This window comes from Escherichia sp. B1147, assembly GCF_001660175.1.
GTDB lineage: Bacteria > Pseudomonadota > Gammaproteobacteria > Enterobacterales > Enterobacteriaceae > Escherichia > Escherichia whittamii.
This window is the reverse complement of sequence record NZ_LFHY01000008.1, coordinates 22,742-46,509: the sequence shown is the minus strand read 5'-3', so window position 1 is coordinate 46,509 and position 23,768 is coordinate 22,742. Positions and strand designations below refer to the sequence as shown.

Here is a 23,768-nt window from a genome sequence, read left to right as displayed (position 1 = left end):
GGGGGATAAGGAGATCATCACCATGGCATTTAAGATCTGGCAAATTGGTTTGCATTTACAACAGCAAGAAGCGGTAGCGGTTGCTATCGTGCGTGGTGCAAAAGAATGCTTTTTGCAACGTTGGTGGCGCTTGCCGCTGGCGACCGACATTATCAAAGATGGGCGCATTATTGACGCGGAACGGCTGACTAAAACGTTGCTACCGTGGAGTCGTGAACTGCCGCATCGACATCACATTATGCTGGCATTTCCTGCCGCTCGAACGTTACAGCGGTCATTTCCACGCCCGGCGATGTCTCTCGGTGAGCGAGAGCAAACGGCATGGCTGGCTGGCACAATGGCACGTGAGCTGGATATGGAACCGGACTCCCTGCGCTTCGATTATCGCGAAGATTCACTAAGCCCCGCCTATAACGTGACCGCCGCGCAAAGCAAAGAACTGGCAACTCTGCTAACCCTGGCAGAAAGATTGCGTGTTCACGTTAGCGCGATTACCCCGGATGCCTGCGCTTTACAGCGGTTTCTGCCTTTTTTACCCCCTCACAAGCAATGTCTGGCCTGGTGTGACCACGAACAGTGGTTGTGGGCGACGCGTTATAGCTGGGGGCGCAAGCTGGCGGAGGGGATGACAAGCGCGAATGACCTTGCAGCGATGTTATCCGTGGACCCCGAAAGTATCGCGATATGCGGCGAAGGCGGATTTGACCCCTGGGAGGCGGTTTCTGTTCGTCAGCCGCCGCTACCGCCACCAGGCGGAGACTTCGCCATTGCGCTGGGGCTGGCGCTTAGGGAGAGTCGCTAATGAACCCACCAATCAATTTTTTGCCCTGGCGACAGCAACGCCGGGCGGCCTTTTTTCGCTTCTGGTTGCTAATGTTCGTTGCGCCTCTGCTGCTGGCCGTCGGGATAACGCTAATGCAGCGTCTGTCATATAACGCCGAAGCACACGTAGACGCCATTTTGCTCGAGGCTGAACAACAACTCGCCCGTAGCTTACAGGTCACTAAGCCACGTTTGCTGGAACACCAGCAGTTACGCGAACAGCATCTGCGACGTCAGCATCAGCGACAATTTACCCGCGACTGGCAACCCGCGCTGGAAGCGCTGGCGACGCTTTTACCAGAGCATGCCTGGCTGACAACGATAAGCTGGCAGCAGGGAACGCTGGAGATCAAGGGGCTGACAACAAGCATTACCGCGTTAAACGCACTGGAAACGTCACTTCGCCAGGATGCTTCTTTTCAGCTCAATCAGCGAGGGGCCACGCAGCAGGATGCACAAGGGCGCTGGCAATTTGAGTATCAGTTAACAAGGACAGTTAGCGATGAACACGCTCTTTGACTGGTGGTTCGCCACATCACCCCGTATCCGCCAGCTTTGCTGGGTAGTCTGGTTAATGATGTTAGTTACACTCATTTTTCTTTTATCGAGCCATCAGGAAGAGAGCGACGCATTAATTCGACTACGGGCAAGTAATCATCAGCAATGGACTGCACTGTATCGCCTGATTGACACCGCTCCCCTCAGCGAAGAAAAGACGTTGCCCTTTTCGCCGCTGGATTTTCAGTTGCCCGGCGCGCAACTGGTTTATTGGCATCCGTCTGCCAGGGGAGGCGAGTTAGCGTTGAAAACGCTCTGGGAAGCGGTGCCGTCGGCATTTACACGACTGGCAGAGCGCAATGTCAGCGTAAGTCGTTTTTCGTTAAGCGTCGAAGGTGATGAACTCTTGTTCACACTCCAACTGGAAGGGGCGAATGATGGCTAAACGTTGGCTGCTGGCAGGTGTTGCATTATGGCTATTAACTGGCATGCGTGACCCCTTTAAACCGCCGGAAGATCTATGCCGGATTAGCGAACTTACCCAGTGGCGCTATCAGGGGATGGTAGGAAGAGGCGAGCGCGTTATCGGCGTAATAAAAGATGGGCAAAAGAAATGGCGACGGGTGCAGCAAAACGATGTGCTGGAAAACGGCTGGACGATCTTACAGCTGACGCCAGACACATTAACGCTGGGAACCGGGACAAACTGCGAACCGCCACAGTGGTTGTGGCAACGGCAAGGAGAGACAAATGAAGCAATGGATAGCCGCACTACTGTTGATGATGATACCCATCGTGCAGGCGGCAAAGCCGCAAAAAGTCACGCTGATGGTGGATGACGTTCCGGTTGCTCAGGTTTTGCAGGCGCTGGCCGAACAGGAGAAGCTAAACCTGGTGGTGTCGCCAGACGTCAGCGGTACGGTATCGCTACATTTAACGGACGTTCCCTGGAAGCAGGCGCTACAAACCGTAGTGAAAAGCGCCGGGCTGATAACGCGTCAGGAAGGTAACATTCTTTCAGTGCATTCCGTGGCCTGGCAAAATGAAAATATCGCCCGGCAGGAGGCAGAGAAGGCACGGGCGCAGGCAAATCTGCCGCTGGAAAATCGCAGCATTACACTGCAATACGCCGACGCCGGAGAGTTGGCGAAAGCGGGGGAGAAGCTACTTAGCGCCAAAGGCAGCATGACCGTTGATAAACGCACTAATCGCCTTTTGCTGCGTGATAACCAGGCGGCGTTAACCGCGCTGGAACAATGGGTCATGCAAATGGATTTGCCGGTAGGCCAGGTTGAACTGTCGGCGCATATTGTCACCATTAATGAAAAAAGTCTGCGCGAGTTAGGCGTGAAATGGACGCTGGCCGATGCACAACAAGCTGGCGGCGTTGGGCAAGTGACCACGCTCGGTAGCGATCTCTCGGTGGCGACGGCGACGACGCATATCGGTTTTAATATTGGGCGGATCAACGGACATTTGCTGGATCTGGAGCTTTCCGCACTCGAACAGAAACAGCAACTGGATATCATCGCCAGCCCACGTTTACTGGCTTCGCATCTCCAGCCTGCCAGTATTAAACAGGGGAGCGAAATTCCGTATCAGGTTTCCAGTGGTGAAAGTGGTGCAACATCGGTGGAGTTTAAAGAGGCGGTGCTGGGAATGGAGGTCACGCCCACCGTGCTTCAAAAAGGCCGCATTCGGTTGAAATTACATATTAGTCAGAATGTGCCGGGGCAAGTCCTTCAACAAGCCGATGGCGAAGTGCTGGCAATTGACAAGCAGGAGATCGAAACGCAAGTCGAGGTCAAAAGCGGAGAAACGTTGGCGCTTGGCGGCATTTTTACCCGAAAAAATAAATCAGGCCAGGATAGCGTGCCACTGCTGGGTGACATTCCCTGGTTTGGGCAATTATTTCGTCATGACGGAAAAGAAGATGAACGACGTGAGTTAGTGGTATTTATCACGCCACGGCTGGTTTCCAGTGAGTAAACAGCCGTAAAACCGGCGATGTTTTTTATGCTGAACACGTTTCATCTATTTGACGTGCGCAGGTATTTAGCATACAAGGAGTACCGATTTGAGAGTTGGTGCTCTTCGCTGCCTGCGTTTCATGATGATGATTTATCATTCAGGCGGCATTTTGCTGTCTTTTTTACGCTAATCTTACCCGGTGATTTATCGCCAAAGCGGTAATAGCAAGGCAGCACGCTTGCAGCGACCAGATATGCAGAGGGATGGGCGATTTATTCAGTTGCCAAACCGGCTGGAGTATTGAGATAATTTTCAGTCTGACTCTCGCAATATCTTATGAGGTTTCAGTTCATGTCCTGCTGCGCTCTCTGAGCGAAGCGGGTTTATCATTAACGAATAGTCTTAGTAGTACCGAAAAAATGGCAGAGAAACGCAATATCTTTCTGGTTGGGCCTATGGGTGCCGGAAAAAGCACTATTGGGCGCCAGTTAGCTCAACAACTCAATATGGAATTTTACGATTCCGATCAAGAGATTGAGAAACGAACCGGAGCTGATGTGGGCTGGGTTTTCGATTTAGAAGGCGAAGAAGGCTTCCGCGATCGCGAAGAGAAGGTCATCAATGAATTGACCGAGAAGCAGGGTATTGTGCTGGCTACTGGCGGCGGCTCTGTGAAATCCCGCGAAACGCGTAACCGTCTTTCCGCTCGTGGCGTTGTCGTTTATCTTGAAACGACCATCGAAAAGCAACTTGCACGCACGCAGCGTGATAAAAAACGCCCGTTGCTGCACGTTGAAACACCGCCGCGTGAAGTTCTGGAAGCGTTGGCCAATGAACGCAATCCGCTGTATGAAGAGATTGCCGACGTGACCATTCGTACTGATGACCAAAGCGCTAAAGTGGTCGCAAACCAGATTATTAACATGCTGGAAAGCAACTAATTCTGGCTTTAAATACACTCGTCTGCGGGTACAGTAATTAAGGTGGATGTCGCGTTATGGAGAGGATAGTCGTCACTCTCGGGGAACGTAGTTACCCAATTACCATCGCATCTGGTTTGTTTAACGAACCAGCTTCATTCTTACCGCTGAAATCGGGCGAGCAGGTGATGTTGGTCACCAACGAAACCCTGGCTCCTCTATATCTCGATAAGGTCCGCGGCGTACTTGAACAGGCGGGTGTTAACGTCGATAGCGTTATCCTCCCTGACGGCGAGCAGTATAAAAGCCTGGCAGTACTCGACACCGTCTTTACAGCGTTGTTGCAAAAGCCGCATGGCCGCGATACTACGCTGGTTGCCCTTGGCGGCGGCGTGGTGGGCGATCTTACCGGTTTCGCTGCGGCGAGCTATCAGCGCGGCGTTCGCTTCATTCAAGTCCCAACGACGTTATTGTCGCAGGTCGACTCCTCCGTTGGCGGCAAAACCGCGGTAAACCATCCCCTCGGTAAAAACATGATTGGTGCGTTTTACCAACCTGCATCGGTGGTGGTAGATCTCGATTGTCTGAAAACGCTTCCTCAGCGTGAGTTAGCTTCGGGACTCGCGGAAGTCATCAAATACGGCATTATTCTTGACGGCGAGTTTTTCCTCTGGCTGGAAGAAAATCTCGACGCGCTGCTTCGTCTGGATGGCCCTGCAATGGCGTACTGTATTCGCCGTTGCTGTGAGCTGAAAGCAGAAGTTGTCGCCGCCGACGAGCGTGAAGCTGGCTTACGTGCTTTACTCAATCTTGGACATACCTTTGGTCATGCCATTGAAGCTGAAATGGGCTATGGTAATTGGCTACACGGTGAAGCGGTTGCTGCGGGTATGGTAATGGCGGCGCGCACATCGGAACGTCTCGGGCAGTTCAGTTCTGCCGAAACGCAGCGTATTATTACCCTGCTCACGCGGGCTGGGTTACCGGTCAATGGGCCGCGCGAAATGTCCGCGCAGGCATATTTACCGCATATGCTGCGTGACAAGAAAGTCCTTGCGGGAGAAATGCGCTTAATTCTTCCGCTGGCAATTGGTAAGAGCGAAGTTCGCGGCGGTGTTTCGCACGATATCGTTCTTAACGCCATTGCTGATTGTCAGTTAGCGTAACAACAAGAAAGGTCAGGCCGCTTATCCAGCGGTTTATTAGCTTCAGGTTAATTGCAACGTGGTAAGCATTAACCTTTTAGTGGGGTGTTAAATGGATGAATTCAAACCAGAAGACGAGCTGAAACCCGATCCCAGCGATCGTCGTACTGGTCGTTCTCGTCAATCTTCTGAGCGTTCTGAACGTACTGAACGTGGCGAACCGCAGATCAATTTTGATGATATTGAACTTGATGATGCGGATGATCGCCGTCCGACCCGCGCGCAAAAAGAGCGCGATGAGGAACCGGAAATCGAACAAGAATATGACGAATCCGAAGATGAAACCGTGGATGAAGAGCGTGTAGAGCGTCGTCCGCGTAAGCGCAAAAAAGCAGCCAGCAAACCCGCTTCTCGTCAGTATATGATGATGGGCGTCGGTATTCTGGTTCTGTTGCTGTTGATCATCGGTATCGGTTCTGCGTTAAAAGCCCCCTCGACCTCTTCCAGCGATCAAACTGCGTCTGGCGAGAAGAGTATTGATCTTGCTGGCAATACTGTCGATCAGGCAAATGGCACGCAGCCTGCGCCGGGAACCACATCTGCGGAAAATACCCAGCCGGATGTTTCTCTGCCGCCGATCTCGTCTACGCCGACTCAGGGGCAAACCCCGGCGGCAACGGATGGTCAACAACGTGTTGAAGTGCAGGGTGACCTGAATAACGCGCTGACCCAGCCGCAAAATCAGCAACAGCTGAACAATGTGGTGGTCAACTCCACGCTGCCGACCGAACCCGCGACTGTAGCGCCAGTTCGTAATGGCAACGCATCGCGTGATACGGCGAAAACGCAAACCGTTGAACGTCCGACCACTACGCGTCCGCCACGTCAGCAGGCGGTGATTGAACCGAAAAAACCGCAGGCAACTGTGAAAACGGAACCTAAGCCGGTAGCACAGCAGCCGAAGCGTACCGAACCTGCAGCGCCAGTGGTGAGCTCGAAGGCACCGGCTGCGACTTCTACGCCAGCGGCAACGCCAGCGCCGAAAGCGACTGCCAGCACGGAGTCGACACAAACGGCATCTCCGGCGCAAACCACGACAACACCAGCTGCTGGGGCGAAGACCGCAGGTAATGTTGGTTCGTTGAAATCGGCACCGTCAAGCCATTACACTCTGCAGTTGAGCAGTTCCTCTAACTACGACAACCTGAACGGTTGGGCGAAGAAAGAGAACCTGAAAAACTACGTTGTCTATGAAACGACGCGTAATGGTCAGCCGTGGTATGTGTTGGTTTCTGGCGTGTACGCTTCGAAAGACGAAGCGAAAAAAGCGGTATCTACATTGCCAGCCGATGTCCAGGCCAAAAACCCCTGGGCGAAACCGCTGCGTCAGGTACAGGCCGATCTGAAGTAATCAAGGCTATTTCCCGCAATGGATAACCGTTGCGGGAACTGCCTGAAGCGCTGGATGCTGTCGGAGCTTTCTCCACAGCCGGAGAAGGTGTAATTAGTTAGTCAGCATGAAGAAAAATCGCGCTTTTTTGAAGTGGGCAGGGGGCAAATATCCCCTGCTTGATGATATTAAACGGCATTTGCCTAAGGGCGAATGTCTGGTTGAGCCTTTTGTGGGTGCCGGGTCGGTGTTTCTTAACACCGACTTTTCTCGTTATATCCTTGCTGATATCAACAGCGATCTGATTAGTCTCTACAACATTGTAAAGACGCGTACCGAAGAGTATGTGCAGGCTGCCCGCGAGCTGTTTGTTCCCGAAACGAATTGCGCCGAGGTCTACTATCAGTTCCGCGAAGAGTTCAACAAAAGCCAGGATCCCTTGCGTCGGGCAGTGCTGTTTTTATATTTGAACCGCTACGGCTACAACGGTTTGTGCCGTTACAATCTGCGCGGTGAATTTAACGTGCCGTTTGGCCGTTATAAAAAGCCCTATTTCCCGGAAGCTGAGTTGTATCATTTTGCCGAAAAAGCGCAGAATGCCTTTTTCTATTGTGAGTCTTACGCCGACAGCATGGCGCGCGCAGATGATGCATCCGTCGTCTATTGCGATCCACCTTATGCGCCGCTTTCTGCCACCGCTAACTTTACGGCGTACCACACAAATAGTTTTACGCTTGAACAACAAGCTCATCTGGCGGAGCTCGCTGAAGGTCTGGTTGATCGCCATATTCCAGTGCTGATCTCCAATCACGATACGATGTTAACGCGTGAGTGGTATCAGCGCGCAAAATTGCATGTCGTCAAAGTTCGACGCAGTATAAGCAGCAACGGCGGCACACGTAAAAAGGTGGACGAACTGCTGGCTTTGTACAAACCAGGAGTCGTTTCACCCGCGAAAAAATAATTCTCAAGGAGAAGCGGATGAAACAGTATTTGATTGCCCCCTCAATTCTGTCGGCTGATTTTGCCCGCCTGGGTGAAGATACCGCAAAGGCCCTGGCAGCTGGCGCTGATGTCGTGCATTTTGACGTCATGGATAACCACTATGTTCCCAACCTGACAATTGGGCCAATGGTACTGAAATCCTTGCGTAATTACGGCATTACCGCCCCTATCGACGTGCATCTGATGGTGAAACCGGTGGATCGCATTGTGCCGGATTTCGCTGCCGCTGGTGCCAGCATCATTACCTTTCATCCAGAAGCCTCCGAGCATGTTGACCGCACGCTGCAACTGATTAAAGAAAATGGCTGTAAAGCGGGGCTGGTATTTAACCCGGCGACACCATTGAGCTATCTGGATTATGTAATGGATAAGCTGGATGTGATCCTGCTGATGTCTGTTAACCCAGGCTTTGGCGGTCAGTCTTTCATTCCGCAAACGTTAGATAAACTGCGTGAAGTGCGCCGCCGCATCGACGAGTCTGGCTTTGATATTCGTCTGGAAGTGGACGGCGGTGTGAAAGTGAATAACATTGGCGAAATTGCCGCGGCGGGTGCCGATATGTTCGTCGCCGGTTCAGCCATTTTCGATCAGCCGGACTACAAAAAAGTGATTGATGAAATGCGCAGTGAACTGGCAAAGGTAAGTCATGGATAAGTTTGAAGATATTCGCGGTGTTGCCTTCGATCTCGATGGCACGCTGGTTGACAGTGCTCCCGGTCTTGCTGCCGCAGTAGATATGGCGCTGTACGCGCTGGAGTTGCCCGTTGCAGGCGAAGAGCGCGTTATTACCTGGATTGGTAACGGCGCAGATGTCCTGATGGAGCGAGCATTGACCTGGGCGCGTCAGGAACGTGCGACCCTGCGTAAAACCATGGGTAAACCCCCCGTTGATGACGACATTCCGGCAGAAGAACAAGTACGTATTCTGCGCAAGCTGTTTGATCGTTATTATGGCGAAGTTGCCGAAGAAGGAACGTTTTTGTTCCCGCACGTTGCCGATACGCTTGGCGCATTGCAGGCTAAAGGCTTGCCGCTAGGTCTGATTACCAACAAACCAACGCCGTTCGTCGCGCCGCTGCTGGAAGCCTTAGATATTGCCAAATACTTTAGCGTGGTCATTGGCGGTGATGATGTGCAAAACAAAAAACCACACCCGGACCCGCTATTACTGGTGGCTGAACGGATGGGTATTGCCCCGCAACAGATGCTGTTTGTCGGAGATTCTCGCAATGATATTCAGGCAGCAAAAGCAGCCGGTTGCCCTTCAGTTGGCTTAACCTACGGATATAACTACGGCGAGGCTATCGATCTCAGCCAGCCTGATGTAATTTATCACTCTATAAATGACCTTCTGCCCGCATTAGGGCTTCCGCAAAGCGAAAATCAGGAATCGAAAAATGACTAAGCCCATCGTTTTTAGTGGCGCACAGCCTTCAGGTGAATTGACCATTGGTAACTACATGGGTGCGCTGCGTCAGTGGGTAAACATGCAGGATGATTACCATTGTATTTACTGCATCGTTGACCAACACGCCATCACCGTGCGCCAGGATGCGCAGAAGCTGCGTAAAGCGACGCTGGATACGCTGGCGTTGTACCTGGCTTGCGGTATCGATCCTGAGAAAAGCACCATTTTTGTTCAGTCCCACGTGCCGGAACATGCGCAGTTAGGTTGGGCACTGAACTGCTATACCTACTTCGGCGAACTGAGCCGCATGACCCAGTTCAAAGATAAATCTGCACGTTATGCCGAAAACATCAACGCAGGGCTGTTCGACTATCCGGTGCTGATGGCGGCAGACATCCTGCTGTATCAAACCAATCTGGTGCCGGTTGGTGAAGACCAGAAACAGCACCTGGAACTGAGCCGCGATATCGCCCAGCGTTTCAACGCACTGTACGGCGACATCTTTAAAGTGCCGGAGCCGTTTATCCCGAAATCTGGCGCTCGCGTTATGTCGCTGCTGGAACCGACCAAGAAGATGTCCAAGTCTGACGATAACCGCAATAACGTTATCGGCCTGCTGGAAGATCCGAAATCGGTGGTGAAGAAAATTAAACGTGCGGTCACTGACTCCGACGAGCCGCCGGTAGTTCGCTACGACGTGCAGAACAAAGCGGGGGTTTCTAACCTGCTGGATATCCTGTCTGCAGTTACTGGCCAGAGCATCCCGGAACTGGAAAAACAGTTCGAAGGCAAGATGTATGGTCACCTGAAGGGCGAAGTGGCAGAAGCGGTTTCCGGTATGTTGACTGAATTGCAGGAACGCTACCACCGTTTCCGCAATGACGAAGCCTTCCTGCAACAGGTGATGAAAGACGGCGCAGAAAAAGCCAGCGCGCACGCTTCCCGTACGCTGAAAGCGGTGTACGAAGCGATTGGTTTTGTGGCGAAGCCGTAATTCACTATTCACTATTGCTGGCAAAGTGCGCTTTGTTCATGCCGGATGCGGCGTGAACGCCTTATCCGGCCTACAAAGTCATGCACATTCAACATATTGCAAGGAAATGTAGGCCTGATAAGCGTAGCGCATCAGGCAGTTTTGCTTTTATCATCACTCTCAAACCGGGGAAACCCGGTTTTCTCTTTTCGCAGCCAGCAAAAAAAATGTGAAGCATCTCGCCGTTTCCACATTTCGTCGTTGTCACTTATCTTCATTTTAATGAAGATATAAATATTCACTTTATTGAAAATTTACTATGCGTCGAACGTTTATCAAAAAAGAAGGCGTCGTCATCACGACACTGGCCCGTTATCTGTTAGGTGAAAAGTGCGGTAATCGACTGAAAACTATAGATGAACTGGCAACTGAATGCCATTCGTCCGTTGGTCTGACGCAGGCTGCACTGAAAACGCTGGAATCAAGCGGTGCGATACGGATTGAACGTCGTGGGCGCAATGGCAGTTATCTGGTGGAAATGGATAACAAAGCCCTGCTGACCCATGTGGATATCAACAACGTGGTATGCGCGATGCCCTTGCCCTACACCCGTTTGTACGAAGGCCTGGCGAGCGGGTTGAAAGCCCAGTTTGATGGCATTCCTTTTTACTATGCGCATATGCGCGGCGCGGATATTCGCGTGGAGTGTTTACTTAACGGCGTCTATGACATGGCGGTAGTGTCCCGCCTGGCGGCAGAAAGTTATCTCACGCAAAAAGGTTTATGTCTGGCGCTGGAACTTGGGCCGCATACCTATGTTGGCGAGCACCAGCTGATTTGCCGTAAAGGGGCGTCCGGCAACGTGAAACGTGTGGGGCTGGATAACCGCTCGGCGGACCAGAAAATCATGACCGATGTCTTTTTTGGCAATAGCGATGTGGAGCGCGTCGACCTCTCATATCACGAGAGTTTACAACGCATTGTTAAAGGCGATGTCGATGCGGTTATCTGGAACGTGGTGGCAGAAAGCGAACTGGCCATGCTGGGATTAGAGGCGACGCCGCTGACGAACGATCCCCGATTTTTACAGGCCACTGAAGCTGTTGTACTGACGCGTGCCGATGATTACCCGATGCAACAATTGCTACGTGCGGTTGTTGATAAACATGCCCTGCTTGCTCATCAACAGCGAGTAGTCAGTGGGGAACTTGAACCCAGTTATTAAGCGAAAGGCGTCTTAAATGGAAAACAGACTCAACCTGCTTTGCGAGGCAGGAGTCATTGATAAGGACATCTGCAAAGGCATGATGCAGGTCGTCAAAGTAATGGAAACTGAATGTCATCTACCGGTGCGTAGCGAGCAAGGGACGATGGCGATGACACATATGGCGAGTGCGTTGATGCGCAGTCGTCGTGGTGAGGAAATTGAGCCGCTGGATGACGAATTACTGGCGGAGCTGGCGCAATCCACACACTGGCCAGCGATTGTGCAATTGCATCAGGTGCTTTTGAAGGAATTCGCGCTGGAAATTACCCCGTGTGAAGAAGGGTATTTGCTGGCCAATCTTTATGGATTATGGATGGTCGCCAACGAAGGTGTCTGAGTCATACGGCAAATCCACGTCGCACAACCTAAATATTCAAAAAAATGAATATTTAATTCAAGGAACAGAAACGAGGCAACAAGATGTTTGTAGAAGCATTGAAACGCCAGAACCCGGCGCTGATTTCCGCCGCACTAAGCCTGTGGCAACAGGGCAAGATCGCTCCGGACAGCTGGGTTATTGACGTGGATCAGGTACTGGAAAACGGTAAACGACTTATTGAGACGGCGCGGCTTTACGGCATTGAGCTGTATCTTATGACCAAGCAGTTTGGCCGTAATCCATGGCTGGCGGAAAAACTTCTGGCGCTTGGCTACAGCGGTATTGTGGCGGTGGATTACAAAGAGGCGCGGGTCATGCGCCGCGCCGGTCTGCCGGTGGCGCATCAGGGGCATCTGGTACAAATCCCTTGTCATCAGGTCGCCGATGCCGTTGAACAGGGAACCGATGTCATCACCGTGTTTACCCTTGCCAAAGCGCGGGAGGTTTCTGCGGCGGCGGTGAAGGTCGGGCGAGTCCAGTCGGTGTTACTCAAAGTTTATAGCGATGATGATTTTCTTTATCCGGGCCAGGAGAGCGGTTTTACCCAAAACACGCTGCATGACATTGTCGCTGAAATCCAAAAACTACCAGGACTCCATTTAGCTGGACTTACCCATTTCCCTTGCCTGCTTTGGGATGAAACAAGCGGGAAAGTTTTACCCACGCCGAATCTTCACACGCTGGTACAGGCACGGGATCAACTGGCCGAAAACGGTATTGTGCTTGAGCAACTGAATGCGCCTTCGGCGACTAGCTGCACTTCGTTGCCGATGCTGGCGCAATATGGTGTTACCCATGCCGAACCTGGGCATGCGCTGACTGGCACGATTCCGGCAAACCAGCAGGGCGATCAGCCTGAACGTATCGCCATGCTTTGGTTAAGTGAAATTTCCCACCATTTCCGTGGCGACAGTTATTGCTATGGCGGCGGTTACTACCGTCGTGGTCACGCTCACCGCGCTTTGGTTTTTACTAAAGAAAATCAAAAGATTACTGAAACCAATCTCAAGACTGTGGATGACAGCAGTATCGACTATTACCTGCCGTTAGCAGGTGAGTTTCCGGTGAGTAGTGCCGTAGTGTTCTGTTTTCGTACGCAGATTTTTGTTACCCGCAGTGATGTGGTGCTGGTATCTGGTATTCAGCGTGGCGAACCGGAAATCGTCGGTCGTTATGACAGTCTTGGAAACTCTCTGGGGGCGTAATGGCGCGATTTGTGGTGTTAGTGATTGATAGTTTTGGCGTGGGCGCAATGAAAGATGTCACGTTGGTGCGCCCGCAAGATGCCGGGGCGAATACCTGTGGTCACATCCTGAGTCGGCTGCCGCATTTGCAGCTACCAACGCTGGAGAAAATGGGGTTAATCAACGCATTAGGTTATGCGCCGGGCGATATGCAGCCGTCAGACTCCGCAACCTGGGGCGTAGCAGAGCTGCAACATGAAGGTGGCGATACCTTTATGGGGCATCAGGAAATTTTAGGCACGCGCCCGTTACCGCCGCTGCGGATGCCTTTTCGCGATGTGATTGACCGTGTTGAGCAGGCATTAGTCGTCGCGGGATGGCAGGTTGAGCGTCGTGGCGAAGAGTTGCAATTTCTGTGGGTCAATCAGGCGGTTGCGATTGGCGATAATCTCGAAGCGGATTTAGGCCAGGTCTATAACGTCACCGCCAATCTCTCTGCGATGCCGTTCGATGAAGTTGTCAAAATTGGTCGTATCGTGCGTGAGCAAGTTCAGGTTGGCAGAGTGATTACATTTGGCGGCCTGTTAACCGACAGTCAGCGCATTCTCGATGCCTCAGAAAGTAAAGAAGGGCGCTTTATTGGCATAAATGCCCCACGTTCTGGTGCTTATGACAACGGATTCCAGGTTATGCACATGGGTTACGGCGTCGATGAGAAAGTCCAGGTGCCGCAAAAACTGTATGAAGTGGGCGTGCCAACCGTGCTGGTGGGGAAGGTGGCAGATATAGCCAGCAATCCTTATGGCGTGAGCTGGCAAAATCTGGTGGATAGCCAGCGGATTATGGATATCACCCTCGACGAATTTATCACCCATCAGACAGCGTTTATTTGCACCAATATTCAGGAAACCGACCTCGCTGGTCACGCAGAAGATGTCGCACGTTATGCTGAACGCTTGCAAGTCGTTGACCGTAATCTTGCTCTCCTTGTTGAGGCGATGCAGCCAGATGATTGCCTGATCGTCATGGCCGATCACGGTAACGACCCGACAATCGGTCACAGCCACCATACCCGCGAAGTCGTGCCGGTGCTGGTTTATCAGCAAGGTCTGGCTGCCACGCAGCTCGGTGTTCGCACCACGCTTTCTGATGTGGGCGCCACCGTGTGTGAATTCTTCCGCGCGCCACCGCCACAAAATGGTCGTTCTTTTCTTTCCACCCTCCGGTATGCAGGAGACACCCTATGAGTTTTGATCCAACGGGCTACACCCTGGCCCATGAGCATCTGCATATTGATCTCTCCGGCTTTAAAAATAACCTGGACTGCCGCCTTGATCAGTATGCGTTCATTTGCCAGGAGATGAACGACCTGATGGCCCAGGGCGTTCGTAATGTGATTGAGATGACCAACCGCTACATGGGGCGCAATGCGCAATTTATGCTCGATGTAATGCGTGAGACGGGGATCAACGTGGTGGCCTGCACCGGCTATTACCAGGATGCCTTTTTTCCTGAACATGTGGCGACCCGCAGCGTAGAGCAACTGGCGCAGGAGATGGTCGATGAAATTGAACAGGGTATCGATGGCACCGATCTGAAAGCCGGGATCATTGCGGAGATTGGCTCCAGCGAAGGAAAGATTACGCCGATGGAAGAGAAGGTGTTTATTGCCGCCGCGCTGGCGCATAACCAGACCGGGCGCCCAATCTCTACGCATACGTCGTTCAGCACGATGGGGCTGGAACAGTTGGCGTTGCTGCAAGCTCACGGTGTTGATCTTTCGCGCGTCACCGTCGGTCACTGCGATCTGAAAGACAACCTCGACAACATTTTAAAGATGATCGATCTCGGCGCATTTGTGCAGTTCGACACCATTGGTAAGAACAGTTACTACCCGGACGAAAAGCGCATTGCGATGCTTCATGCGCTACGTGAACGTGGGTTGCTTAACCGCGTCATGCTGTCGATGGATATTACGCGCCGCTCTCATTTAAAAGCCAACGGTGGTTATGGCTATGACTTTTTATTGACCACCTTTATTCCACAATTGCGCCAGTCAGGATTCAGTCAGGCCGATGTGGATGTGATGTTACGTGAAAATCCCTCTCAATTTTTCCAATAAGGACAGACTCATGAAAAAGATTGGCGTTGCAGGTTTACAGCGTGAGCAGATTAAAAAAACCATTGAAGCGACGGCTCCTGGCTGTTTTGAAGTTTTCATTTATAACGACATGGAAGCAGCGATGAAGGTGAAATCCGGGCAACTGGATTACTACATTGGCGCGTGTAATACCGGCGCTGGCGCGGCATTGTCGATTGCCATAGCGGTGATTGGTTATAACAAAAGTTGCACCATTGCCAAGCCGGGTATCAAAGCGAAAGACGAACATATCGCCAAAATGATTGCCGAAGGGAAAGTCGCATTTGGGCTTTCCGTTGAGCACGTTGAACACGCGATTCCGATGCTGATTAACCATCTGAAATAAAAGGCACGACTATGGATCTGTATATTCAGATTATCGTGGTGGCGTGCCTGACGGGTATGACATCGCTTCTGGCGCATCGCTCGGCGGCTGTTTTTCATGACGGTATCCGCCCGATCCTGCCACAACTGATTGAAGGCTATATGAACCGTCGCGAGGCGGGGAGTATCGCTTTTGGTCTGAGCATTGGTTTTGTGGCGTCGGTGGGGATCTCCTTTACCCTGAAAACCGGACTGCTCAACGCATGGCTACTCTTTCTTCCTACCGATATTCTCGGTGTGCTGGCGATAAACAGCCTGATGGCGTTTGGTCTTGGCGCTATCTGGGGCGTGCTGATCCTCACCTGTCTGTTGCCAGTAAACCAGCTGTTGACCGCACTGCCGGTGGATGTATTAGGTAGCCTTGGGGAGTTAAGCTCGCCGGTGGTTTCAGCTTTTGCACTGTTCCCTCTGGTGGCGATTTTCTACCAGTTTGGCTGGAAGCAAAGCTTGATCGCCGCCGTGGTTGTGTTGATGACCCGTGTGGTGGTAGTGCGCTATTTCCCGCATCTTAATCCGGAATCCATCGAAATCTTTATTGGCATGGTGATGCTGCTGGGGATCGCGATCACTCACGACCTGCGTCATCGTGATGAAAATGATCTTGATGCCAGCGGGCTTTCAGTCTTTGAAGAACGCACGTCGCGGATTATCAAAAACTTACCCTATATCGCCATCGTGGGAGCATTGATTGCTGCCGTTGCCAGCATGAAGATTTTTGCTGGTAGTGAAGTGTCTATCTTCACACTGGAGAAAGCATATTCCGCAGGCGTTACGCCGGAACAATCACAAACGCTGATCAACCAGGCAGCGCTGGCAGAATTCATGCGCGGACTCGGGTTTGTGCCGTTGATTGCCACCACGGCGTTAGCCACTGGCGTGTATGCAGTTGCGGGTTTTACCTTTGTTTATGCGGTGGGCTATCTCTCGCCGAATCCGATGGTTGCGGCGGTATTAGGCGCAGTGGTTATTTCGGCGGAAGTGCTATTGCTTCGTTCTATCGGAAAATGGTTGGGGCGTTACCCGTCGGTACGTAATGCGTCGGATAACATCCGTAACGCCATGAATATGCTGATGGAAGTGGCGTTGCTGGTCGGTTCGATTTTCGCAGCAATCAAAATGGCAGGCTATACCGGATTCTCCATCGCGGTTGCCATTTACTTCCTCAACGAATCCCTGGGCCGTCCGGTACAGAAAATGGCGGCACCGGTCGTAGCAGTAATGATCACCGGCATCCTGCTGAACGTTCTTTACTGGCTTGGTCTGTTCGTTCCGGCTTAAGGAAGGCACCTATGAAGACGTTTCCTTTGCAAAGCCTGACTCTTGCTGAAGCACAGCAAAAGCAGTTTGCGCTGGTGGACACGATTTGCCGCCATTTCCCCGGCAGCGAGTTTCTTACTAGCGGTGATTTAGGGTTAACTCCAGGGCTGAATCAACCGCGTATTACCCAACGGGTAGAGCAGGTGCTGGCTGACGCGTTTCATGCGCAAGCGGCAGCGTTAGTACAGGGCGCGGGTACTGGAGCGATTCGTGCGGCGTTGGCGGCTTTGCTCAAACCGGGGCAGCGTCTTCTGGTGCATGACGCGCCTGTTTATCCGACAACGCGGGTCATTATTGAGCAGATGGGGCTGACGCTTATTACTGCTGATTTCAATGATCTGTCGGTACTTAAGCAGGTCGTCGAAGAGCAACAACCGGATGCGGCGCTGGTACAGCATACGCGCCAGCAGCCGCAGGACAGTTACATTCTGGCAGATGTGCTGGCAACATTGCGCGCGGCTGGCGTTCCAGCGATAACCGATGACAACTATGCGGTGATGAAGGTGGCGCGAATTGGCTGCGAATGTGGGGCAAATGTCTCGACATTTTCCTGCTTCAAGCTGTTTGGGCCAGAGGGTGTTGGCGCGGTGGTTGGCGATGCCGATGTTATTAGTCGGATTCGCGCCACGCTCTATTCCGGCGGCAGCCAGATTCAGGGCGCACAGGCGTTAGAAGTATTGCGTGGTTTGGTGTTCGCGCCGGTAATGCATGCAGTGCAGGCGGGGGTATCTGAGCGGTTGCTGGCTTTACTTAACGGTGGCGCGGTGCCGGAAGTTAAAAGTGCCGTCATTGCCAATGCGCAATCGAAAGTGTTGATTGTGGAGTTTCATCAGCCAATTGCCACCAGAGTACTGGAGGAAGCGCAGAAACGCGGTACCTTGCCTTACCCTGTGGGAGCGGAGTCGAAATATGAGATTCCGCCGCTCTTTTATCGACTTTCAGGAACGTTTCGTCAGGCGAATCCGCAATTAGAACATTGTGCGATTCGCATTAATCCAAATCGTAGCGGCGAGGAGACGGTACTGCGGATTTTACGTGAGAGTATTGCCAGCGTTTAATTGTTGTGAACGATATTTTCAAAGACAAGGTAAAAACAAATACGCCCTCGGGTAATCCCGAGGGCGTCAGGTAATTAAATCAGCGTTAGCTAATTTCAGTCAGAGACTTACTGTGCAGTAGGACCGCAGCCGCCAATGATTTTAGAAATAGAAATTGCCGGGTGCAGCAGGTAGTCGTAAGAGCAGTTCTTTTCACGGTTTTCAATATGACCAGTACATGCAGTTAATGTTGCCAGTACCGCACCAACCAGTGCTACTTTAATAAACTTGTTCATTTTCATTCCCTATGTAAAATATATCGAGTAATATTCATTGATTGTGTGAATATAAGCAAACAGCTCGCTAAAGACGATACAGGAATACCTATTATGCGTCAGCGAACGGACTATGAATATTATGCTTATATTTGTAACCTGCTGTAACTGTAGGGCATTATTAAAATAAATTAGTTAAAGGTTTGTTTTATGTATGCTGAAAATAAAAATTAATATAAGTATGTTTGTAAATAAAAAAAAGGCCAGAAATATCCGGCCTTAGTTAATTTTCTTAAATTAATGGTTAGAGAACCAATTTAATTTATCGCGCAGACCAACGACCCGACCAATAATAATTAATGATGGGCTGTTCATTTGCTGCGCCAGTTCGCCCAACTGCGTAAGCGTACCGTCAATCACACGCTGCGTGACTGCCGTGCCGTTTTCGACAATTGCCACCGGCATTTCACCAGGCATTCCGTGTTCAATCAGTTTTTGCTGAATGGTCGCAGCCTGATTCAGCCCCATATAGAACACCAGCGTCTGTTTTTCTGCCGCCAGGTTTTCCCAGTCCAGCTCACCACCGGTTTTTAAGTGTCCGGTAATTAAGCGTACGCTCTGCGCATAATCGCGATGCGTAAGTGGAATACCCGAATAGGCAGAGCAACCAGAAGCTGCGGTAATACCCGGAACCACCGAGAACGGAATGCCTGCATTGCATAGAGTTTCCAACTCTTCGCCGCCACGCCCGAAAATAAACGGATCGCCACCTTTTAAACGTACCACGCGTTTGCCTTTTTGCGCTTCCCGCAGCAGGATCTGGTTAATCTCTTCTTGCGGTACGCAGTGGTATCCCGCGCGTTTGCCAACGAAAACACGGTCAGCATCGCGCCGTACCAGATTCATAATATCGTCAGAAACCAGACGGTCGTAGACCACCACATCAGCCTGCTGAATTTGTTGCAGGCCTTTCAGCGTCAGCAGCCCGGCATCGCCTGGACCTGCGCCAACCAGCACCACCTCACCACGATGGTCGAGCGGCTCGTTGATTAACTGTTCGGTAGTTTCAGTAATGGCTTTCTGATCGTTGTTCGCCAGCGACTGCGCCAGACGGTCGTTAACGAACAGTTTTTCCCAGAAACGGCGACGTTCACCCATCGTGGCGAACTGTTGTTTGACCCGGCCGCGTAATTGCCCGGCATATTTCGCCACCTGGCCCAGATGCAGCGGCAGCAGTGATTCAAGTTTTTCGCGCAACAGTCGTGCCAGAACCGGAGAAGTACCGCCAGAAGAAACCGCTACCATCAGCGGTGAGCGGTCAATAATCGACGGCATTATGAAGCTGGCGGCTTTCGGCGCATCGACCACGTTACAGAAGATGCGACGAGATTCGGCGGCTTCGCTGACGCGCTGGTTAAGTGCGTCATCATCCGTCGCCGCAATCGCCAGCCAGCAGGTGTCGAGAAGGCTTTCATCAAATGGCCCCTCGACGAGGGTTAACATGCCTGCATCTGCCCATGCGGTGAACTGTGGAATAAACGCTAATGCATTCACCGTTAAGCGAGCGCCTGCGTCTAACAGCAACCTTGCTTTGCGCTCCGCGACATCACCACCGCCGACAATCAGACAGTCGCGATCGCGTAATTGGCAAAATATAGGCAAATGATCCACGTAAAAACCCCTTAGTAATTAACCAGCAGCCGTTTCAGTTTGATTAAATTTGTCCGCAACCGGACGATTCGCTTTAGGCGTAGCATACCAATAACCCAATCCCATGAATACGGCGCCCGATAAAGTATTACCCAGCGTCACCCACAGCAGGTTATGACCAATACCTGCCAGCGTGTAGGCTTCGCTGTGGTTGCCGAACCAGGAGAGTGCGAACAGTGTCATGTTGGCAACGGAGTGTTCGTAGCCGGACGCAATAAACGCCAGCAGACACCACCAGATAGCAATAAATTTCGCCGCACCTTCAGTGCGCAGCGCCATCCAGATTGCCAGGCAAACCAGCCAGTTACACAATGCGCCTTTGAAGAACAACACCATTGCCGGTGCGGTGGTTTTGGCCAGCGCCACGGAGTGAACGATGCTGGTATCTACCGGCAGCAGGCTACCGCCACCCCAGCTATAAAGCATGGCAACAAAGACGGAACCGACCAGGTTACCCAGCCAGGTTTGCGGCAGGATTGCCCACATTTGCCCGTGGCTGATGGTGCCCGCTTTTACCCCAAAGGTGAGGAACATAGTGTGTCCAGTAAACAGCTCAGAACCGGCAATAATCACCAGTGTTAAGGCGATACCAAAGGTCGCGCCCATCACCAGCGGACGTACGGACGGATCGAGCAAATTACCGAGTGTGAAAATCAGGATGATCCCAAGACCCACATACGCGCCCGCCATGGCGGAGCTGACCCAAAAGCCGAGCGGGTTATTTGCCGACAGGCGTGCAATGCGCGCAGCGTTAGCCGCACACTTATTAATAGTGTCTGTAAACATTTGATTATCCTTAAAAAAGTAAAAACAAAAAATAAAACAAAGAGTTTAAAAAATGTCCTGCAATATACCGAAGGCCATTACAGGACAATGCAAAAAGGGGAGGCATTGCGCCTCCCGTTAAAACATTAACCGCGTAGCTGTACTACGCCGTCTTTCACTCGTGCTTCGTAATGCTTGACGGAAAACTGTTCGTCTTCCATGCACAAGCCGTCGCTTAAGCGAAAACGCTGTTTTTTCAGCGGGCTGGCAACCCACAGCTCGCCCTGGTGTTCCGCAATCAGCCCGCGTGACAGCACGCTGGACTCGAAGAACGGGTCGATGTTGCTGATCGCAAACACCTGGTCGCTGTGATACGGGCGGAAAATCGCGACCTGCTCGTCACCTAACAGCGCGCAGACGCCGGTTTCAGGCAGGATGTCATCGATTTTGCAGATGTCTTTCCACTGGCTCATGCGTTGTCCTCCACCAGAGTTACCGGGATACGTTCATACGGCGTTGCCGGACGGTGCTGTTCGCGCTCTGGCACCATCTGCACGTTCGGGTCACGCTTGTCGCTGTTGATGAAGTGTTTGAAGCGAGTCTGCGCGGACGGTGTATTGACCGTTTCAGTCCACTCACACACTACCGCTTCACGCAGGCGCGCCATCTCTTCTTCCAGATGTGCGTTCAGCCCCAGTTTGTCGTCAATGATCACCGCTTTCAGGTAATCAATGCCGCCTTCAAGGTTTTCTAACCACGGCGCGGTACGCGTCAGTTTGTCGGCGGTACGGATGTAGAACATCATGAAGCGGTCGAGATATTTGATCAGCGTTTCGCGATCGATATCCGCTGCCAGCAGATCCGCATGACGTGGTTTCATGCCGCCGTTACCGCAAACGTACAGGTTCCAGCCTTTTTCGGTGGCGATGATCCCGACATCTTTGCCCTGGGCTTCTGAACATTCGCGCGTACAGCCAGAGACACCGAACTTCATTTTGTGTGGAGTACGGATGCCTTTGTAGCGGTTTTCCAGTTCCACACCGAGGCCGACGCTGTCGCCAACGCCGTAGCGGCACCAGGTGCTACCCACACAGGTTTTCGCCATACGCAGTGCTTTCGCATAGGCATGACCGGTTTCGAAGCCTGCCTCAATCAGCTGACGCCAGATCTCCGGCAGATCGTCTTTCTGTGCGCCAAACATCGCCAGACGCTGGGAACCTGTGATTTTGGTGTAGAGATTAAATTCACGCGCGATACGACCTACTGCCATCAGTCCTTCCGGGGTGATTTCACCGCCCGGAGAGCGCGGGATCACCGAGTAGGTGCCGTCTTTCTGGATGTTAGCGAGGAAGTTGTCGTTAGAATCCTGCAGCGGAGTATGTTCCGGTTTCAGAATGTATTCGTTCCAGCAGGAGGCCAGCAGTGAACCGACGGTTGGCTTACAGACTTCACAACCGTAGCCTTTGCCGTGTTTCGCCAGCAGTTCTTCGAAGGTTTTAATGCCTTCAACGCGGATCAAATGGAACAGTTCCTGACGCGAGTACGCAAAGTGTTCGCACAGGTTGTTGTTAACTTCGATACCCTGTTTCGCCAGTTCTGCGTTCAGCACCTGAGTTACCAGTGGGATACAACCGCCGCAGCCAGTACCAGCTTTGGTTTCGGCTTTCAGCGCCGCAACGGTGTGGCAGCCTTTGTTGATGGCAGCAATCAGGTCGCCTTTGGTGACGTCGAAGCAGGAGCAGATTTGTGCGCTGTCCGGCAGTTTATCTACACCGATAGACGGCTTACCGCTACCAGAGTGCGCTGGCAGGATCAGAGAATCCGGGTTTTCCGGCAGTTCGATAGCATTCAATACCAGTTGCAGCAGGTTGCCGTAGTCGCTGGTATCGCCCACCAGTACCGCACCGAGCAGCGTTTTGTTGTCTTCGCTGACAACCAGGCGTTTGTAGATCTCTTTGCTTTCGTCGAGGTAAACATAGCTACGAGCGCCTGGTGTACGACCATGCGCATCGCCAATACCGCCAACGTCCACGCCCAGCAGTTTCAACTTGGCGCTAAGGTCTGCACCTTCAAAGGCGTTTTCGCTGCCGAGAATGTGGTCAACGGCGACCTGCGCCATTTTGTAGCCTGGCGCTACCAGACCAAATACACGGTTGTTCCAGCTTGCGCATTCACCGATAGCGTAGATATCCGGATCGGAAGTCTGGCAGGAATCATTAATGACGATACCCCCACGCGGAGCAACGTCCAGACCACACTGGGTTGCCAGTTTATCGCGCGGACGGATACCGGTAGAGAAGACGATAAAGTCGACTTCCAGCTCGCTACCGTCGGCAAAACGCATAGTTTTACGCGCTTCAACGCCTTCCTGCACAATCTCAAGGGTGTTTTTGCTGGTGTGAACGCGCACGCCCATGCTTTCGATTTTGCGACGCAGCTGCTCGCCGCCCATCTGATCAAGCTGTTCCGCCATCAGCATTGGGGCAAATTCGATAACGTGGGTTTCGATGCCTAAGTTTTTCAGTGCGCCAGCGGCTTCCAGACCTAACAGGCCGCCGCCAACAACGGCACCGCGCTTGCTGCGACGGGCGCAAGACTCAATAGCGTTGAGGTCTTCAATGGTGCGATAGACAAAGCAGTCCTGAGTATCAGAACCTTTGATCGGCGGGATCCACGGGTACGATCCGGTCGCCATGATCAGCTTGTCATAATAAACGGTACGCCCGGCGCTGGAGTGGATCACCTTCTCCTGACGGTTAATGGTGATAGCGCGTTCGCCGACCAGAACTTTAATGCCGTGTTTCTCGTAAAAGCCTTCGCGCACCAGCGACAGCTCTTCGGCGGTGTGGTGAGAGAAGTAAGACGAGAGGTGTACGCGGTCATAAGCGATGCGCGGTTCTTCACAGAAAACGGTAATATCAAAGTTGGCCGCATCAGATTTATCAAGAAGATCTTCGATAAAGCGATGGCCGACCATACCGTTACCGATAATTGCGAGTCTGACTTTGCTCATTTTTGCCTCGATTTCTTTTCTATTACCGCCTACCTTAACGATTCAGCAACCCCGCTTATTGATGTAAATCAAATTCACCTTTATATACCTCTTAAGTGGTATATTGCTGATTTGTATAAATTTTCTTAAGTCACGGAATTGTCTGACATTTCATGTTTGTGCAAA

25 protein-coding genes are annotated in these 23,768 nt (G+C 52.0%); 20 read left to right on the top strand and 5 right to left on the bottom strand.

Annotated elements, in window-relative coordinates:
• Positions 1–22 precede the first annotated feature (22 nt).
• The 20 genes from hofM to A9180_RS07490 all read left to right on the top strand — a co-directional run bounded on the left by hofM (position 23) and on the right by A9180_RS07490 (position 17,861).
• Positions 23–802, top strand: coding sequence for a DNA utilization protein HofM (hofM, locus tag A9180_RS07585; RefSeq protein ID WP_064527598.1), 780 nt, complete (start codon positions 23–25; stop codon positions 800–802).
• Positions 802–1,341, top strand: a complete 540-nt coding sequence (locus A9180_RS07580) for a PilN domain-containing protein (protein ID WP_064527596.1) — start codon at positions 802–804, stop codon at positions 1,339–1,341. The genes hofM and A9180_RS07580 overlap by 1 nt, the downstream gene beginning before the upstream one ends.
• Complete coding sequence (locus A9180_RS07575; RefSeq protein ID WP_064527594.1) at positions 1,325–1,765, top strand: hypothetical protein; 441 nt, start codon at positions 1,325–1,327, stop codon at positions 1,763–1,765. Before A9180_RS07580 ends, A9180_RS07575 begins: the two co-directional genes overlap by 17 nt.
• Positions 1,755–2,159 (top strand): DUF2531 family protein, encoded by a 405-nt coding sequence (locus tag A9180_RS07570; protein ID WP_064527592.1) that lies wholly within the window; start codon positions 1,755–1,757, stop codon positions 2,157–2,159. Before A9180_RS07575 ends, A9180_RS07570 begins: the two co-directional genes overlap by 11 nt.
• The gene (gene hofQ / locus A9180_RS07565) at positions 2,071–3,309 is read left to right on the top strand and encodes a DNA uptake porin HofQ (protein WP_074399479.1); all 1,239 of its coding nucleotides are present in this window, start codon (positions 2,071–2,073) and stop codon (positions 3,307–3,309) included. Before A9180_RS07570 ends, hofQ begins: the two co-directional genes overlap by 89 nt.
• A gap of 401 nt (positions 3,310–3,710) precedes the next feature.
• Entirely contained in the window at positions 3,711–4,232 is a 522-nt protein-coding gene (aroK, locus tag A9180_RS07560; RefSeq protein ID WP_001507994.1) for a shikimate kinase AroK, read from the top strand.
• A 56-nt stretch (positions 4,233–4,288) separates the two neighbouring features.
• Positions 4,289–5,377 (top strand): 3-dehydroquinate synthase, encoded by a 1,089-nt coding sequence (gene aroB, locus A9180_RS07555; protein ID WP_064527588.1) that lies wholly within the window; start codon positions 4,289–4,291, stop codon positions 5,375–5,377.
• A 91-nt stretch (positions 5,378–5,468) separates the two neighbouring features.
• On the top strand, positions 5,469–6,767 hold the full coding sequence (gene damX / locus A9180_RS07550) for a cell division protein DamX (RefSeq protein ID WP_064527586.1): 1,299 nt from the start codon (positions 5,469–5,471) through the stop codon (positions 6,765–6,767).
• 106 nt (positions 6,768–6,873) lie between these two features.
• The gene (gene dam, locus A9180_RS07545) at positions 6,874–7,710 is read left to right on the top strand and encodes an adenine-specific DNA-methyltransferase (RefSeq protein WP_064527584.1); all 837 of its coding nucleotides are present in this window, start codon (positions 6,874–6,876) and stop codon (positions 7,708–7,710) included.
• A gap of 17 nt (positions 7,711–7,727) precedes the next feature.
• Entirely contained in the window at positions 7,728–8,405 is a 678-nt protein-coding gene (rpe, locus tag A9180_RS07540) for a ribulose-phosphate 3-epimerase (RefSeq protein WP_064527582.1), read from the top strand.
• Entirely contained in the window at positions 8,398–9,156 is a 759-nt protein-coding gene (gph, locus tag A9180_RS07535; protein WP_064527580.1) for a phosphoglycolate phosphatase, read from the top strand. The genes rpe and gph overlap by 8 nt, the downstream gene beginning before the upstream one ends.
• Complete coding sequence (trpS, locus tag A9180_RS07530) at positions 9,149–10,153, top strand: tryptophan--tRNA ligase (protein WP_000165546.1); 1,005 nt, start codon at positions 9,149–9,151, stop codon at positions 10,151–10,153. Before gph ends, trpS begins: the two co-directional genes overlap by 8 nt.
• A 298-nt stretch (positions 10,154–10,451) precedes the next feature.
• Positions 10,452–11,357 (top strand): GntR family transcriptional regulator YhfZ, encoded by a 906-nt coding sequence (gene yhfZ / locus A9180_RS07525; RefSeq protein ID WP_064527578.1) that lies wholly within the window; start codon positions 10,452–10,454, stop codon positions 11,355–11,357.
• 16 nt (positions 11,358–11,373) lie between these two features.
• Positions 11,374–11,736 (top strand): hypothetical protein, encoded by a 363-nt coding sequence (locus A9180_RS07520; RefSeq protein ID WP_064527576.1) that lies wholly within the window; start codon positions 11,374–11,376, stop codon positions 11,734–11,736.
• An 83-nt stretch (positions 11,737–11,819) separates the two neighbouring features.
• On the top strand, positions 11,820–12,983 hold the full coding sequence (locus A9180_RS07515; RefSeq protein WP_064527574.1) for a YhfX family PLP-dependent enzyme: 1,164 nt from the start codon (positions 11,820–11,822) through the stop codon (positions 12,981–12,983).
• A complete protein-coding gene (locus A9180_RS07510; RefSeq protein WP_064527572.1) occupies positions 12,983–14,209 on the top strand; it encodes a phosphopentomutase in 1,227 nt (408 codons plus the stop codon). The genes A9180_RS07515 and A9180_RS07510 overlap by 1 nt, the downstream gene beginning before the upstream one ends.
• Positions 14,206–15,084, top strand: a complete 879-nt coding sequence (locus A9180_RS07505) for a phosphotriesterase-related protein (RefSeq protein ID WP_064527570.1) — start codon at positions 14,206–14,208, stop codon at positions 15,082–15,084. Before A9180_RS07510 ends, A9180_RS07505 begins: the two co-directional genes overlap by 4 nt.
• 10 nt (positions 15,085–15,094) lie before the next feature.
• A complete protein-coding gene (locus tag A9180_RS07500; RefSeq protein ID WP_064527568.1) occupies positions 15,095–15,448 on the top strand; it encodes a DUF2620 domain-containing protein in 354 nt (117 codons plus the stop codon).
• Positions 15,449–15,459: 11 nt separating this feature from the next.
• The gene (locus A9180_RS07495) at positions 15,460–16,764 is read left to right on the top strand and encodes a YhfT family protein (RefSeq protein ID WP_064527566.1); all 1,305 of its coding nucleotides are present in this window, start codon (positions 15,460–15,462) and stop codon (positions 16,762–16,764) included.
• 11 nt (positions 16,765–16,775) lie between these two features.
• Entirely contained in the window at positions 16,776–17,861 is a 1,086-nt protein-coding gene (locus A9180_RS07490; protein WP_064527564.1) for an aminotransferase class I/II-fold pyridoxal phosphate-dependent enzyme, read from the top strand.
• A 107-nt stretch (positions 17,862–17,968) separates the two neighbouring features.
• On the opposite strand, the gene A9180_RS07485 is transcribed toward A9180_RS07490, so the two are convergent.
• From A9180_RS07485 to nirB, 5 genes are all read right to left on the bottom strand, one after another.
• On the bottom strand, positions 17,969–18,136 hold the full coding sequence (locus tag A9180_RS07485; protein ID WP_064527562.1) for a YhfL family protein: 168 nt from the start codon (positions 18,134–18,136) through the stop codon (positions 17,969–17,971).
• A 276-nt stretch (positions 18,137–18,412) separates the two neighbouring features.
• Entirely contained in the window at positions 18,413–19,786 is a 1,374-nt protein-coding gene (gene cysG / locus A9180_RS07480; RefSeq protein WP_000349874.1) for a siroheme synthase CysG, read from the bottom strand.
• 18 nt (positions 19,787–19,804) lie between these two features.
• Positions 19,805–20,611: a nitrite transporter NirC gene (gene nirC, locus A9180_RS07475; RefSeq protein ID WP_064527560.1), complete on the bottom strand. Its 807-nt coding sequence runs from the start codon at positions 20,609–20,611 to the stop codon at positions 19,805–19,807.
• Between the two features lie 125 nt (positions 20,612–20,736).
• The gene (gene nirD / locus A9180_RS07470) at positions 20,737–21,063 is read right to left on the bottom strand and encodes a nitrite reductase small subunit NirD (RefSeq protein ID WP_000084764.1); all 327 of its coding nucleotides are present in this window, start codon (positions 21,061–21,063) and stop codon (positions 20,737–20,739) included.
• Positions 21,060–23,603, bottom strand: a complete 2,544-nt coding sequence (nirB, locus tag A9180_RS07465) for an NADPH-nitrite reductase large subunit (protein ID WP_000049233.1) — start codon at positions 23,601–23,603, stop codon at positions 21,060–21,062. The genes nirD and nirB overlap by 4 nt, the downstream gene beginning before the upstream one ends.
• Positions 23,604–23,768: the final 165 nt, after the last annotated feature.